Genomic DNA, 15,128 nt, shown 5'->3' on the forward strand with positions numbered 1-15,128 from the left:
CCCATGGAACATCTCGGCAATCGCTACAGCAGGCGCCGCCGGATCGCGATCATCGTCACGCTGGGCCTGCTCACCGGTCTTGGACCGTTCACCATTGATCTGTATCTGCCTGCCTTCCCGGCGTTGAAGTCCGACCTGGGCATCAACGACGCCCAGGTGCAGCTGACCCTGTCGGCGACCACCCTCGGCTTCGCCGTCGGGCAGTTGGTCGTCGGGCCGCTGAGCGACCGGGTCGGGAGGCGGCTTCCACTGGTGGCGATGACGCTGCTCCACGTCGTGGCGAGCGTGCTGGTGGCGGTGGCACCCTCCCTCGTCTTCCTCACCGCCATGCGGGCATTGCAGGGCATCGGCGCGGCGGGCGGAGCGGTCGTCGCGATGGCCATGGCTCGCGATCTGTTCGGGGGTAAGCCGCTCGTGATCATGTTGTCCCGGCTCGCGCTCATCTCTGGGCTGGCGCCGATCGTCGCGCCGATCGTCGGGTCGTGGATGGTGCTGGTCATGGACTGGCGCGGCATCTTCTGGGGGCTCGCGGTCTACGGCGTCGGGGTCGTGCTGTTGGTGGTCACGCTCACGGTGGAGACCCGCCCGGCGAGCGAACGCGCCCCTGCCGGGCGCGGACGGCTGCGGGCTGCCTACCGCCACGTCGTCGGCGACCGCCTGTACGTGGGGGTGCTGCTGGTCTCGGCCTTCTCCTTCGGCGGGCTGCTGAGCTACGTGTCGAGCTCGTCGGTGCTGCTCCAGGAGGTCTACGGGCTCACGCCGCGGGGCTTCGGAGCGGTCTTCGCAATCTGCTCGGTGGGCGTCTTCGTCGGGGTCCAGGCCGGCGGCAGGCTCGCCGCACGCTACGGCCCCCACCGGGTGCTGGCCTACTCCACCGCGCTCTTGGTGGTGGGCTCGCTCGGAGTGCTGCTCGTCTACGCCGCCTCGCTGCCCTATCGGGCCCTGGTGCCCGCGTTCTTCTCCTACACGCTGGCGTTCGGGCTGGGCGCGCCGTGCGTGAGTGTGCTCGGGCTGCAGCACCACCGCGAGAACTCGGGGGTTGCGGCCTCCCTGCTGGGAGCCAGCAACCAGGTGGTGGGCAGCGTCGTCGGTCCGCTCATCGGCGTCTTCCACGTCACCAGCGCGCTGCCGGTGGGTGCGGTGATGCTCGCCTGCGCCGTCCTGGCAGTGGCGATGCTGTGGCTCGTCGTGCGGCCGCACCGCCTCGGGGACGAGGTCCTCCTCTGATCCCCGAGGCGGCGCGCGCCCCGGTCACGCCCCCGCGGCGTCCTTCTTCGCTTCGGGCTTGAAGTCCACTCCGGCCTCCCGGCGCTGCTGCGCGGAGATCGGGGCAGGTGCCTGGGTCAGCGGGTCATACCCGCCGCCGCTCTTGGGGAACGCGATGACGTCGCGGATCGACTCCGAGCGGCTGAGCAGCGCGACGATGCGGTCCCACCCGAACGCGATGCCGCCGTGCGGCGGCGCGCCGTACTGGAAGGCGTCGAGGAGGAAGCCGAACTTCTCCTGGGCCTCGTCGGCACCGATCCCCATCACCTTGAACACCCGCTCCTGGACGTCGCGTCGGTGGATACGGATGGATCCGCCCCCGATCTCGTTGCCGTTGCAGACGAGGTCGTAGGCGTAGGCGAGCGCGCTGCCCGGATCCGTGTCGAACGTGTCGAGGTGCTCGGGCTTCGGCGAGGTGAACGCGTGGTGCACTGCCGTCCACGCGCCGCCCCCCACCGCGACGTCGCCTTCGGCCGTCGCCTCGGACGTGGGCTTGAACAGCGGGGCGTCGACCACCCACAGGAAGCTCCAGGCATCCTCGTCGATGAGCGAGCATCGCTCGGCGATCTCGTTGCGGGCGGCCCCCAGCAGCGCCTGCGAGGGGGCGCGGCCACCGGCGGCGAAGAAGATGCAGTCGCCGGGCTTGGCCCCGGTCGCGGCCGCGAGGCCGGCCCGCTCGGCGTCGGTCAGGTTCTTGGCGACCGGACCGCCGAGTTCCCCGCTGTCGTCGAGGGTCACGTACGCGAGCCCCTTGGCGCCGCGCTGCTTCGCCCACTCCTGCCACGCGTCGAAGGTCCGCCTGGGCTGAGAACCCCCGCCCGGCATGACGATCGCGCCCACGTAGGGGGCCTGGAACACCCGGAACGAGGTGTCCTGGAAGTAGTCGGTGAGTTCGGTGAGCTCGAGGTCGAAGCGCAGGTCAGGCTTGTCCGAGCCGTAGCGGTCCATCGCGTCGAGGTAGGTGATCCGCTCGAACGGGGTGCTGAGCTCAACCCCGATCAGTTTCCAGATCTCGGTGACCAGAGCCTCGCCCAGCTCGATGACGTCGTCCTGGTCCACGAAACTCATCTCGATGTCGAGCTGGGTGAACTCCGGCTGCCGATCGGCCCGGAAGTCCTCGTCGCGGTAGCAGCGGGCGATCTGGTAGTAGCGCTCCATGCCCGCCACCATGAGCAGCTGCTTGAACAGCTGGGGCGACTGCGGCAGGGCGTACCAGGAGCCCGGCGACAGGCGCGCTGGCACGACGAAGTCGCGAGCGCCCTCGGGGGTCGACCGGGTCAGCGTCGGCGTCTCGATCTCGACGAAGTCGCGCTCGGCCAGCACGGTGCGTGCGGCCTGGTTGACCTTCGACCGGAGACGGATCGCGGCGCCGGGCGCGGGGCGGCGCAGGTCGAGGTAGCGGTACTTGAGGCGGGCCTCCTCGCCCACGGTGACCCGCTCGTCAATCTGGAACGGCAGCGGGGCCGACGTGTTGAGCACCTCGAGCTCGGAGATGGCCACCTCGATCTCGCCGGTCGGCAGATCGGGGTTCTCGTTGCCGTCGGGTCGCACCTCAACGACGCCGGTCACCTTGATGCAGTACTCGTTGCGCAGGTCGTGCGCCCCGGTGGCGTCGAGGAGTTCGTCCCGGATGACCACCTGGACGCGGCCCGAGGCGTCGCGCAGGTCGATGAAGGCGAGTCCCCCGTGGTCGCGGCGTTTGGCCACCCAACCGGCGAGGACCACTTCCCGGCCGGCGTGCTCGGCGCGGAGCGCGCCAGCGTCGTGAGTGCGGATCACGGCATATTCCTTTCTTCGGCACTGCATAGACGGTGCAGCGCTCGTTCGGCGGACCAACTCTAGACCATGGGCACCGGGCGCCCGGATGATAGACTAGACAGACCGTGTCACACCCCGCCCGTTCGCCGGGCGCGCGCTGACGCAAGGAAAACTAAGACGGACGATACGAGCGGAGCGCACATGCAATTCAACCAGGGTCAGACCGTCATCCATCCTCATCATGGGCCGGCCACGGTCACCGGGTTGTTGAGCCGGACCATCAAGGGCAAGGTCATCGAGTACCTCGAGTTGACGGTGTGCGATACCGGGCTCACCGTCAGCATTCCGCTGACGAAATGCGAGACGGTCGGCATCCGCGCAGTCGCCGGCAGCTCGATGCTCGCCGACATCTGCGCCGTCCTCACCGCCCCCACCGGTCAGATCGAGAACCAGTGGGCGCGCCGGTACAAGGCGCAGCGGATGGAGGCCGCCACCGGCGACCCGCTCCGCATCGCCGCCGTCGTGCGCGACCTCATCCGCCGCCGCGAAGAGAAGGGGATGTCGCTCGCCGAGCGCGACCTGCTCAAGGAAGCCTCCGCTCCCCTGCTCGCCGAGATCGCGCTGGCGACCGGAGCCTCGGAAGAGAAGGCGACGGTCGTCCTCCACTCGCTCGTCCTCGAGGGCTCGGCGGAGGTCCTGGCCCACATCGACGACCTCGGCGTCCCCGCAGCTTGAGCGCCCCCGCCCCACGCGTGATCCACGCGGACGTCCCCACGCGTCGGAACTCCCTCTCTGTGGCGATCCGGCGGAGCGAACGGACCATCACCAAGGTCCTGGCGACGACAACCACCGGCTCGCTCATGATGCTGGTGGCGGCATTCGGGCTGAGCGATCACCTGGCGATGCCCCACGTCGGCAATGCGATCGTATGGCTCGCCGTGGCCGGTCTCGTGGGGGTGATCGTGTTCGGGGTGCCCTTCCTCGTCGCGAAGGGCGTGCGGACTGCGTCGTTCGCCGCCGCCGCCGCGCGGTCCCGCCCCGAACTGCAGCTGTGGGCCAGCGCACAGGGGTTCCGGTTCCTGCCCAAGGTCGACGGGATCTTCGGGGATGACACGCTTCCGGTGAACGGACTGTTGGCCGCACTGATCGCCCACGACGCCGAGCTTGGACTGGAGCTCTGGCGGGACTCCTCGCCGCACGGTAAGCGGTTCGACGACGTCGTCCTGGGTCGGCTCGAGGGGGCTGGTGACGTCGTCGTCGCCACGGCAAGCGGGCTTCCGGCGCCGGTCCTGCGGAGCCGCTTCGTTGCACTGCGGTCCGGCCACCGGCTGCCAGCACTATCGGTCACGGATCGCCACAATGACGAACTCTGGGTGCGTCCCGGTCAGCAGTTCGAATCCGTGCACTTCAACGAGCGGTGGCGCGTGATCGCCAAGGACCCCAGGTACGCCTCCCAGATGGTGCACGCCTCACTCATGGAGCTGTTCGTGCAGTCCTCCCCGGATATTCACCGGGTGGACTTCGCCGACGGTTGGGTCATCTCCTGGGCCGACGCGGATGTGTCCGCCGCCGAGTTGAACGGCCATCTCCAGCTGCTCAGCACCGCAGCCGCGCAGGTCCCCCGCTTCGTTCTGAGGGATAACGCCTGATCAGCGCTCGTTTCCGTCCATGCTCACGGATGCTCTGAGATCGCCGTCGGGCGGGGACCAGATGGCTGGATCGGCCGCAGTCTGAGCCCCCGTGCGGATGTCCTTGACAGAGTCGTCGTAGCCGGCACCGAACCAGACGAACGGGATGCCTCGACGCTCCGCGTAGCGGATCTGTTTGCCGAACTTGTCTGCCTTCGGCGCCACCTCCACGGGAATGTCACGGCTGCGCAACGCACCCGCGACGGCGATCGCCTGATCGCGCGACTCTTCGGCGTCGACGGCGACGAGGACTGCGCTGGGGACGCTGCGCGAGGCGGTGATGCGTCCCTTCGAGATCAGCGGCGCGAGGATCCGGGTGATACCGAACGAGTACCCGACGCCCGGGAACGTGAGGCGCCCGTCGGAGGCCAGCGAGTCGTAGCGACCGCCGGAGGCCACCGACCCCAACTTCTCCGAGCCCACCAGGAAGGACTCGTACACAGTTCCTGTGTAGTAGTCGAGCCCGCGGGCGATCTTGAGGTCCGCCACGACACGGTCGGGGACGCTGCGGCGCGCCACGCGCACCAACGCGGACAGCTCCTCGAGACCTGCGTCCAGCAGTGGATCCTCGACGCCGAGCGCACGCACGTCGTCGACGAACGACTCGTCCGTGGCCGAGATGCCCGCCAGTGACACACATGCGCGCGCCTGCGCCTCGCTGAGACCCATCTCTGCGGTGAGCAGCTGGGTCACGGCGTCGGGCCCGACCTTGTCGAACTTGTCCACCCGCTGAAGGACCCCGGCGGTGTCCTCGATGCCGAGACCCCGGTAGAACCCCTCGGCCAGTTTGCGGTTGTTGACGTGGAGTTGGACGGGCGGCAGGCCCAGGTCGCGGTGCAGCTTCTCGAAGACGTCGAGCGCGACCAGCGGGATCTCGACGTCGTGGTGGCCCGCCAGCGCATCCTGTCCGACGATGTCGATGTCGGCCTGGGTGAACTCGCGGTATCGGCCCTCCTGGGGTCGCTCGCCGCGCCACACCTTCTGTACCTGGTAGCGGCGGAAGGGGAACGCCAGGTGTCCCGCGTTCTCCAGCACGTAGCGCGCGAAGGGGACGGTCAGGTCGAAGTGGAGGCCGAGTTCGTCGGCATCCGCGGCGTCCGCGTGGAGGCGGCGCACGACGTAGACCTCCTTGGCGATGTCGCCCTTGCGCGCCAGCTGGCTGAGCGGCTCGACGGCCCTGGTCTCGATGGGAGCGAAGCCGTGGAGTTCAAAGGTGGAGGTGACGATCTCGAGGACGCGGTTCTCGACGATCCTCCCCGCGGGGAGGAACTCGGGGAAACCGCTGAGCGGCTTGGGTCGGGACACGGGACCTCACAGAGATTCAGGCTGCAGATACGGGTTGCCGGCGATCTCGTCGGCCAGGATGGTCGGCTGGCCGTGCCCCGGCAGCAGGGGTGTGCCCTCCGGGAAGTTCGCGACGATGCGCCGCAGCGTTTCGCGCATCTCGGCCATGCTACCGCCGGGTAGATCCGTGCGCCCGATCGTGCCGGCGAACAGGACGTCCCCGGTGAAGACGACCGACCCGGCCGCGGTGCTGACCGTGAGCAGGGTGGACCCCTTGGTGTGGCCGGGGGCGCTGGTGGGCACGATGGTGAGCCCCGCAACGTCCACTCGCTCGTCGAGGTTGCGCACATCGGCGATCGGGGCAGGACCTCCGAGCCGAGCAGCTGCTGCAACAACCCGACGCTCTGGTCACCCAGCCCGTCGGCTGGTCGCGTCAGCAGGTGCTGATCTGCCTGCGCGAGATAAACGGGAACCCGCCGGTCCCCCGCCAGCACGTGGGCGTCACCGACGTGGTCGATGTGGCCGTGGGTGCAGAAGATGGCCGCTGGCAGCCAGCTCCGCTCCGCGAGAGCGGCGTTGATCGCGTCGGCCCCGGTGATGCCGGGGTCCACCACGATGCACTGATCAGCATCCTCGCGTGCGGCCACGAGATAACAGTTGGCTTGCCAGGGAGATACCTGGATGGGCTGGATGAGCACCCGACCACCCTATCGGGATAGATTAGGGGCATGAGCGAACAGCAAGCGCCCGCAGACTTCGGCCGCGTCGACCCCGACGGCACCGTCTACGTCCGTGTGGGTGACACAGAGCGAAGTGTCGGGCAGATCCCCGATTCCACCCCAGAAGACGCCATGGCGTTCTACGTCCGCCGATTCGAGAACCTCGCGGCCGAGGTGACCCTGCTCGAATCGAGGGTCAAGGCTCAGGCGATGTCGCCCGAGGAGGCCAAGGCTGCGATCGCGACGGCCAGGACCAACGTCGATGAGGCCAACGCGGTGGGCGATCTCGCGGCCCTGACCGCGCGCCTCGACGCCATCGCGGAACTGCTGCCCGCCCAGATCGAGGCACGCAAGGCTCAGCGCGCCGAGCAGAACGCGGCCACCGTCGCCGCGAAGGAGGCGATGGTCCAGGAGGCCGAGCAGCTCGCCCAGGGCGACGACTGGCGCGGCGGGGTGGACCGTTTCCGGACCCTGCTCGACGAGTGGAAGGCGCTCCCGCGCATCGACCGCACCACCGACAACGAGCTGTGGCACCGCTTCTCCAGCGCACGCACGCAGTACACCAGGCGACGCAAGGCCCACTTCTCCGATCTCAACCAGCGCCGCGATGAGGCGAAGGCACTCAAGGAGGCGATCATCGCGGAGGCCGAGCCTCTCGCCGACTCCACCGAGTGGGGACCCACCTCCGGGGCCTTCCGCGACCTCATGCAGCGGTGGAAGGCAGCCGGCAGCGCCCGCCGCCAGGACGACGACGCGCTGTGGACGCGCTTCCGCGCCATCCAGGACAAGTTCTTCGATGCCCGCACGGCGGCTCAGAGCGCCGTCGACGGCGAGCAGTCGGAGAACCTCGCCGCGAAGCAGAAGCTCGTCGAACAGGTGGAGGCCGACCTCCAGGGCGTCACCGACGTCGAGACGGCCAAGGCCACCCACCGCGACTTCCTGGCCAAGTTCAACGAGGTCGGCCACGTCCCGAGGAACGCGATGCGCGACCTGGACGCCCGGGTGCGGTCCATCTCCGACAAGGTCGCCGAGATGGAGGCCGCGGAATGGCGCCGCACCGATCCGGAGGCGCGCCGACGCGCCGAGGAGACGGTCCAGCTGTTCGAGGGTCAGATCGGCCGGCTCCGCGAGGATCTGGCCACCGCGCAGGAGCGCGGCGACGCCAAGCGCGTCAAGGATGCCGAGCAGTCCATCGCCACGTATGAGAGCTGGTTGGAGCAGGCCCGCGAGACCCTCGCCGACTTCAGCAAGTAGCCAGCGACGGCCGGCTCAGCCGGCTACTCGGAAGACGTCGTAGACACCGGGCACCTTGCGCACCTGCGCCATCACATGCTGCAGGTGCGTGGGGTCTGCCGATTCGAACGTGATCTTGCCGCTGAACTGCCGCTGCTTGTTCGTGTTGATGTTGACGCTGACGATGTCAACGTGCTGCTCGGACAGCACCGAGGAGACGTCGGACAGCAGGCGGGCTCGGTCGATGCCTTCGACTTGGACGGTGACCAGGAACGACGCCCCCGGCGTGCGGGCCGACCAGGCCACCGGGACCATCCGGTCGGGTTCCTTGAGCAGCGCGGGCACGTTGGTGCAGTCCGCCCGGTGCACCGACACGCCGTCGCCGCGGGTCACGAACCCGACGATCTCGTCGCCAGGCAGCGGATAGCAGCACTTGGCGAACTTCGCCACGACGGAGTTGTCTCCGTCGACCAATACCTGGGCACCGTCGTCGACCGGACGGCGCCGCTGCCTGACGACGACATCCTCGGTCACGGTGTCGACGGTCTCGTCCTCGCCCCCGTGGAGCGCGATGAGCTTCTCCACCACACCCTGGGCGCCGAGGTGCCCCTCGCCGATCGCGTTGTAGAGGTTCGGGACGTCCTTGTGCCCCAGCTCGTTCGCCACCGCCGTGAGGTTCTCCAGGGTCAGCAGGCGCTGCAGCGGGATGCCGGTGCGGCGCAGATCCTTGGCCAGTGTCTCCTTGCCCTGCTCGATGGCCTCGTCGCGGCGTTCGCGCGAGAAGTACTGGCGGATCTTCTGCCGGGCCCGGCTGGACACGACGAAGCCCAACCAGTCGCGGCTGGGGCCGGCCCCCTGCGCCTTGGACGTCAGCACCTCGACCTTGTCGCCCTGCACCAGCTTGGTGCTGAGCGCCACGAGCCGCCCGTTGACGCGCGCCCCGATGCAGCGGTAGCCCACCTCGGTGTGCACCGCGAAGGCGAAGTCGACCGGGGTGGCACCGACGGGCAGCGCGATGACCTCGCCCTTGGGGGTGAACACGTAGATCTCGTCGGCGTTGATCTCGAACAGCACCGAGTCGAGGAACTCGCTGGGATCCTCGGTCTCCTTGCTCATCACCCCCAGTTGGTGGATCGCCCGCAGGCCCGCCTGCTCAGGGGTCACGCCGTCGCGCAGGTCCTGCTTGTACTTCCAGTGCGCCGCGACGCCGTACTCGGCGCGACGGTGCATCTCATGCGTGCGGATCTGCAGCTCGACCGGCTCGTTGTTGGCGCCCATGACGGTCGTGTGCAGCGACTGGTACATGTTGAACTTCGGGCCCGCGATGTAGTCCTTGAACCGACCGGGGATCGGCTTCCAGGCGGCGTGCGCGACGCCGAGCACCGCGTAGCAGTCCGCGGGCGTGTCGACGAGGACGCGCAGCCCGATGAGGTCGTAGATGTCCTTGAAGTCGCGGCCCCGCACCATCATCTTCTGGTAGATCGAGTAGTAGTGCTTGGGGCGGCCGTAGACCGTCGCGGTGATCTTGGACTCCGCCAGCAGCTGCTGGAACTCCGCGATGAGCTCACGCAGGTAGCGCTCGCGGAAGGGGGCCTGCTGGGCGACCATCTCGACGATCTCGGCGTAGACCTTCGGCTCGATGCAGGAGAACGAGAGATCCTCGAGCTCCCACTTGATCGTGTTCATGCCGAGGCGGTGCGCCAGGGGCGCGAAGATGTTGAGGGTCTCGGTGGCGATCCGCACCTGCTTCTCGGGCCGCAGGAAGCTGATCGTGCGCATGTTGTGGAGGCGGTCCGCCAGCTTGATGACGAGGACCCGAACCTCCTCGCTGGTGGCCATGATCATCTTGCGGATGGTCTCGGCCTTGGCCGTCTCTCCGTACGTCAGCTTGTCGAGCTTGGTGACGCCGTCGACCATGTGCGCGACCTCGTCGGAGAAGTCGGCGCGCAGCTGCTCGATGGTGTACTCGGTGTCCTCGACCGTGTCGTGCAGCAGCGCGGCCACCAGGACGGGCTCGGTCATGCCCAGTTCGGCGAGGATGGTGGCCACGGCCAACGGGTGCGTGATGTAGGGGTCACCCGACTTGCGCGTCTGCCCCTGGTGGTGGTGCTCGGCGATCCGGTAGGCCCGCTCGATGACGTCGAGATCCGCCTTGGGATGGTTCGACTTCACGATCCTAAACAGCGGATCCAGCACCGCCGACTTAGGTCGTACCGCACCGAGGCGCGCGATGCGGTGGCGCATCCTGAGGCGCGGCTGCTCCGGTCCGGTGACAAGCCGGGAGGCACCGATGAGCTGCTCGTCGGTCATCGCGGTCTCCCTTCACCCTCGGCACCCATGCTAGTGCTTCGCGGCAACTATTCTTCGGCGGCGAAGCGCAGCAGATCCTTCGACGTGGGGGCCTGCGCCCGGCGCACGACGATGAGTTCGTCGCCGAGCTCGATCCGGGAGGCCGTCTGGTCGTAGAACCGTCGAAGAGTCCCGTTCCGGATGAGCCCGATCACCCGCTCCCCCTGCACCGCGGACGGCGGCTGCCCGGCCTCGTGTGGCTCCGCCTGACGCTGGTGCACCTCGAGACCCTCGCCGCCGGTGAGCATGTCCTGCATGATCGCGCCGAGGTCCGGGCCGATGGCGGACAGACCCAGCAACCGGCCGACCGTCTCGGAGCTGGTCACCACCGACGACGCGCCCGACTGGCGCACCAACGGGACGTTCTCGTGCTCCCTCACCGAGACGACCACGCCGGCGGTGGGGTTGAGCTGGCGCACGGTCAGCGTCGCGAGGATCGAGGTGCCGTCCTTGTCCAGCGAAATGATGACGCCCTTGGCCTTGCTGATCTCCGCTCGGCGGAGCAGGTCGCGGCGCGTTGCGTCGCCCTGGAAGGCGGCCAGCCCGTCGAAGTTGGCGTCGGAGATGGAGTTGGGGTCGGTGTCGATGACGACGATCTTGTCGGCGGGCGTGCCCTGGCGCCTCAGCGTGTTGACAGCGCTGCGGCCCTTGGTGCCGTACCCGATGACGACGACGTGGTTGCGCATGCGCTTCCTCCACATTGAGTCTTTGATGCTGCGGCTGCCCTGGTTGGCCAGCACCTCGATGGTCGTGCCGACCAACACCACCAGGAAGCTGACGCGCAACGGTGTGATGATCAACGCGTTGAGCAGCCGCGCGTGCGGAGCGATCGGCGTGATGTCGCCGTAGCCGGTGGTGGTGACGGTCACCGTCGCGTAGTAGAGCGCGTCGATGAGACTGACCCCGTCCTGGCCCGTGTTGTCGATGTAGGCGTCGCGGTCGAGCCAGACGATCAGCGTGGTGAGACCCAGCAGCGCCAGGGCGATGACCGCGCGCCGGGCGAGCTCCTTGAACGGGGAGATCTCGATCCGGGGCAGGCTGACGAGCGAGACAGCTCCGCCCCGCCCTCCAGGCTGCATCTTGGCCATGCGCTCAGACTGTCAAAATTGCGGAGAAGTTGTCGATCCCCTGCTCGGCGAGTCGCGCCCGACCCCCGAGGAAGCCCAGTTCCATGACGACGCTGACGTGGACCAGCTCGGCCCCCATCTGCTGGAGCAGCGCGGCGGTGGCCCCGACCGTGCCGCCCGTGGCCAGGACATCATCGACGACGAGCACACGCGCATCGGCGGGGATCGCGTTGCGGTGCATGGTCAGGGTCTCGAAGCCGTACTCCAGCTCGAACGACTCGCTGATCGTCTCCCCCGGAAGCTTCCCCGGCTTGCGCACCGGCACAAAGCCGGCGCCAAGCGCCAGGGCCACGGGGGCGGCGAAGATGAAGCCCCGCGCCTCCATTCCCACCACGATGTCGATCTGGCGCGGCGCGGTGGTGACGAGCTCGGTGACCGCCGCCTGGAACCCGTGCGGGGACGCCAACAGCGGGGTGATGTCCTTGAACACGACCCCCGGCTTGGGGAAGTCGGGTACATCGTGGATGAGGCTGCCCACCAACTCGCGCCGGTAGGCCGCTTCGGACATCACTTGCGTCCCCGTCGCTCGGCGCGGGTCGAGGCGGTGCGGCGCTGGTTGCGGACCACCGGGCCGGTCGGCTCGGTGGTCGGCGGAGCAGCGGGGCTGCCGGCCGCGGCGAAGGCGGGCTCAGCCTTTGCGGCGGAGCGCGCGTGCTTCTGCTCAGCGCGGGCCGCGCGCCGCGCGATCTGCTCGCGGTGCTCGATCATCCGGGGCTCACGCTCGCGCAGCCAGGCGAGCAACGGGGCCGCGATGAACAGCGACGAGTACGCGCCGGCGATCATGCCGACGAGCAGCGCCAGCCCAAGGTCCGCCAGCGGCCCGCTCTGCAGGGTGGCACCGGCGATGAACAGCGCCAACACGGGCAGGACGCCGATGATCGTCGTGTTGATCGAGCGGACGATGACCTGGTTCACCGCATAGTTGGCCTGCTGGGAGTAGGTCTTGTTCGTGTGCCCGATGCCCTTGACGTTCTCGCGGATCTTGTCGAACACAACGACGGTGTCATACAGGGAGTAGCCGAGGATCGTCAGGACGCCGATGACGGTGGCCGGCGTGACGGTGAAGCCCACCAGCGCGTAGACCCCGACCGTGATGATGAGGTCGTGGAACACGGCGACGATGGCGGCGATCGACATTTTCCAGTCACGGAAGTACGCCGCGATCAGCAGCATGACCGCTACGAGGAAGACCACCAGCGCCACCAGCCCCTGGCGGGAGATCTGCTCGCCCCAGGACGGGCCGATGGCGTTGTAGGTCACCTCTTCTGGTGCGACACCGGCCAACTCGCCGATGTCGGCCCGCGTTGTGGTCGTCTCCTCCGGATTGAGCGATCGCGTCTGGACGCGGATCGCGTCGTCGCCGACGGCGAAGACCTGCGCGTCGAGGTCCTCGATCTCGAAGTCGCCGACCTGGGCTCGCACGTCATCGACAGTGGTGGACTGGACCTGCATGGGCGCCTGGAAGTCGGTGCCGCCGCGGAACTCGATGCCGAGGGTCAGCCCCCGCACGAGGATGAGGAGCAGCGACGCCGACAACAGGACGGCCGAGATGATGAACCACAGCTTGCGGTTCTTGATGAAGTCGTAGCTGAGCTGGCCGGTGTACAGCCGCTCGGCGATCGATCGCTTCGTCGTCGACATCAGGCCTCCTGCGGGGTGGTGAGGGTGGTGGGCCTGCGCCGAAGCCTCCGGCCGAGCAGGGAGTCGCGGCTGACCCCCATGTGTTCGGCGTCGAGACCGGAGAGCTTGTGGCCCTGTCCGAAGAACTTGGTGCGGCCCATCAGCTCAACGAGCGGCTTGGTGAAGAAGAACACCACCGCGAGGTCCAGCAGGGTGGTGAGCCCCAGCGTGAAGGCGAACCCCTTGACCCCGCCGAAGGCGAGGAAGAACAGGATGAGCGCCGAGAGCAGCGACACCATGTCGGAGATGATGATCGTGCCGCGCGCCTTCTCCCAGCCTGCCTGGAGCGCCGACTTGAGGCTGCGCCCTTCCCGGATCTCGTCTCGGATGCGCTCGAAGTAGATGACGAACGAGTCGGCCGTCACGGCGATACCCACGATGGCTCCGGCGATGCCGGGCAGGTTGAGGGCGAAGCCGACGGCCTGGCCCAGCAGCACCATGAGCGAGTAGGTCGCCGCGGCCGCAACGGCCAGGGAGGCGACGACCACGATGCCCATCGCGCGGTAGTACACGAACGCGTAGAGCGCGACGACGAGAAGCCCGATGATGCCGGCGATGATGCCGACGCGCAGCTGCTCGCCGCCCAGGGTCGCGGAGACCGTCTCCACCTGGGACGGTTCGAAGGACAGCGGGAGCGAACCGAACTTCAGCACGTTGGACAGCGCGGCGGCGGTGTCAGCAGTGAATCCCCCGCGGATGATCGCTTCGCCGTTGAGGATGCGGTCCTGGGCCGTGGCGGCCGATTCGACGATCCCGTCGAGCACGATCGCGAACATGTTGCGGGGCTCCGCCTGGCCGACGAGGGCCCCGGTCAGCTCCGACATCTGGGCGGTGCCCGTGGAGTTGAACGACAGCGTCACGGCGTAGGCGAGTTCACCCTGCGGGATGCCGAACGAGGCGGTCTCCAGGTCCTGGCCGCGCACCGCGGTGGGTCCGAGGAGGAACTTCTGCAGGCCCTGGTCGTCGCAGGCGACGATGGCGCTGCGCGGCGACTCCTCCATCGGATCGCCGCACTGGTAGGCGTTGAAGGCGTCGAGATCCTCCTGGGTGGGCTGGTAGGCCAGCACCTCCTGGATCGGCATGACCTCGTCGCCGGCGCCGGCGGTTGCCTCCGTGGAGGGGGCAGGCGACGCGGGGGCCGTGGGAAGACCGGGCAGCGGCGCCTCGGATTCGCCCGCGGAGGGAGTCGTTTCGGGTGCGCCCGGTCCGGTGCCCGCCCCGACGGTGAGGACTGGACGGAACGCCAGCTGGGCGGTGGCACCAACGAGCTCGACGAGGTCGTCCCGGTCGACGTTCGGCGCGGACACCACGATGTTGCGGTCACCGGAGACGGCGACCGTCGCTTCGCCGACGCCGAGGCCGTCGACCCGCTGCTGGATGATGTCCTTGGCCAGTTCGAGTGAATCGATCGGGACTGTCTCGTTGGTGGCGGTCAGGGTGATGGTCTGCCCGCCCTGAAGGTCAAGGCCCAGTTTCGGGGTCCATGAGCTGGTCGCCGCCATGAGGGTGTAGAGGCCCGCGATGACGAGAAGGAAGACGGCGAGGACGACGCCGGGACGGCCCCGGCGAGCTGTTGTCGCCACTACTTATCACCCGCGCGGTGATCGTCCGGGGTGTCGGGGCGCTGGAAGTCCTCGGGGCGCAGGTCGTCGAACTGGCCGGAGAAGTCGCCGTCGGTCGTCTGCGGTGCGTCCTCCACGGAGGAGGCAGGGACCGTGTCCTCGGTGAACTCGAACTCCTCGTCGTCCGGCGTCACCCGCTGGGCCACGTTGCCCTTCAGCACCGTCACCTCGAGGCCGGGGGCCAGCTCGACGATGAGCTGCTTCTCTCCGGTGTGCACGATGGTGGCGAAGATGCCGGAGGTGAGCAGCACGCGCTCCCCCGGCTGCAGGGCAGCCTGCATCTGTTGGTGTTGTTCCATCCGTTTCTTCTGGGGACGGATCAGCAGGAAGTACATGACCGCGAACAGCGCGGCCATCATCAGGAGCATTTCAAGCATGGGTCAATCTTCCGACAAGTCAGTG

The 15,128-nt window shown here is 68.3% G+C and carries 13 protein-coding genes and 1 pseudogene; 4 read left to right on the forward strand and 10 right to left on the reverse strand.

What is annotated here, in order from left to right:
- Window positions 1–3: 3 nt before the first annotated feature.
- A complete protein-coding gene (locus RPIT_RS06195; RefSeq protein WP_077341616.1) occupies window positions 4–1,227 on the forward strand; it encodes a multidrug effflux MFS transporter in 1,224 nt (407 codons plus the stop codon).
- 24 nt (window positions 1,228–1,251) lie between these two features.
- Here RPIT_RS06195 and aspS read toward each other — a convergent pair whose 3' ends face one another.
- Window positions 1,252–3,045 (reverse strand): aspartate--tRNA ligase, encoded by a 1,794-nt coding sequence (gene aspS / locus RPIT_RS06200; protein ID WP_077341617.1) that lies wholly within the window; start codon window positions 3,043–3,045, stop codon window positions 1,252–1,254.
- 180 nt (window positions 3,046–3,225) lie between these two features.
- Between aspS and RPIT_RS06205 the strand changes: the two genes are divergently transcribed.
- Entirely contained in the window at window positions 3,226–3,759 is a 534-nt protein-coding gene (locus RPIT_RS06205; RefSeq protein ID WP_077341618.1) for a CarD family transcriptional regulator, read from the forward strand.
- 59 nt (window positions 3,760–3,818) lie between these two features.
- A complete protein-coding gene (locus RPIT_RS06210) occupies window positions 3,819–4,673 on the forward strand; it encodes a hypothetical protein (protein ID WP_143028212.1) in 855 nt (284 codons plus the stop codon).
- Here RPIT_RS06210 and hisS read toward each other — a convergent pair whose 3' ends face one another.
- From hisS to RPIT_RS16100, 3 genes and pseudogenes are all read right to left on the reverse strand, one after another.
- Window positions 4,674–6,017, reverse strand: coding sequence for a histidine--tRNA ligase (gene hisS / locus RPIT_RS06215; RefSeq protein WP_077341621.1), 1,344 nt, complete (start codon window positions 6,015–6,017; stop codon window positions 4,674–4,676).
- Between the two features lie 6 nt (window positions 6,018–6,023).
- Entirely contained in the window at window positions 6,024–6,344 is a 321-nt protein-coding gene (locus RPIT_RS15915; protein ID WP_162274509.1) for an MBL fold metallo-hydrolase, read from the reverse strand.
- 107 nt (window positions 6,345–6,451) lie between these two features.
- A pseudogene (locus RPIT_RS16100) lies at window positions 6,452–6,694 on the reverse strand (MBL fold metallo-hydrolase); the annotation flags it as partial.
- A 30-nt stretch (window positions 6,695–6,724) separates the two neighbouring features.
- On the opposite strand from RPIT_RS16100, the gene RPIT_RS06230 reads away from it, so the two are divergent.
- Window positions 6,725–7,969, forward strand: coding sequence for a DUF349 domain-containing protein (locus tag RPIT_RS06230; protein WP_077341623.1), 1,245 nt, complete (start codon window positions 6,725–6,727; stop codon window positions 7,967–7,969).
- 15 nt (window positions 7,970–7,984) lie between these two features.
- Here RPIT_RS06230 and RPIT_RS06235 read toward each other — a convergent pair whose 3' ends face one another.
- The 6 genes from RPIT_RS06235 to yajC are packed head-to-tail and all read right to left on the reverse strand — an operon-like array spanning window position 7,985 to window position 15,103.
- On the reverse strand, window positions 7,985–10,258 hold the full coding sequence (locus tag RPIT_RS06235; protein WP_077341624.1) for a RelA/SpoT family protein: 2,274 nt from the start codon (window positions 10,256–10,258) through the stop codon (window positions 7,985–7,987).
- A gap of 47 nt (window positions 10,259–10,305) precedes the next feature.
- The gene (locus RPIT_RS06240; protein ID WP_077341625.1) at window positions 10,306–11,385 is read right to left on the reverse strand and encodes a potassium channel family protein; all 1,080 of its coding nucleotides are present in this window, start codon (window positions 11,383–11,385) and stop codon (window positions 10,306–10,308) included.
- Window positions 11,386–11,389: 4 nt separating this feature from the next.
- Window positions 11,390–11,932 (reverse strand): adenine phosphoribosyltransferase, encoded by a 543-nt coding sequence (locus RPIT_RS06245; protein ID WP_077341626.1) that lies wholly within the window; start codon window positions 11,930–11,932, stop codon window positions 11,390–11,392.
- Window positions 11,932–13,065 carry a protein translocase subunit SecF gene (gene secF, locus RPIT_RS06250; RefSeq protein WP_077341627.1) on the reverse strand — a complete coding sequence of 378 codons (1,134 nt, stop codon included), beginning with the start codon at window positions 13,063–13,065 and terminating at the stop codon, window positions 11,932–11,934. Before secF ends, RPIT_RS06245 begins: the two co-directional genes overlap by 1 nt.
- A complete protein-coding gene (secD, locus tag RPIT_RS06255) occupies window positions 13,065–14,687 on the reverse strand; it encodes a protein translocase subunit SecD (protein ID WP_418361373.1) in 1,623 nt (540 codons plus the stop codon). The genes secF and secD overlap by 1 nt, the downstream gene beginning before the upstream one ends.
- On the reverse strand, window positions 14,687–15,103 hold the full coding sequence (yajC, locus tag RPIT_RS06260) for a preprotein translocase subunit YajC (RefSeq protein WP_077341628.1): 417 nt from the start codon (window positions 15,101–15,103) through the stop codon (window positions 14,687–14,689). Before yajC ends, secD begins: the two co-directional genes overlap by 1 nt.
- Window positions 15,104–15,128: the final 25 nt, after the last annotated feature.

Source organism: Tessaracoccus flavus, assembly GCF_001997295.1.
Classification (GTDB): domain Bacteria; phylum Actinomycetota; class Actinomycetes; order Propionibacteriales; family Propionibacteriaceae; genus Arachnia; species Arachnia flava.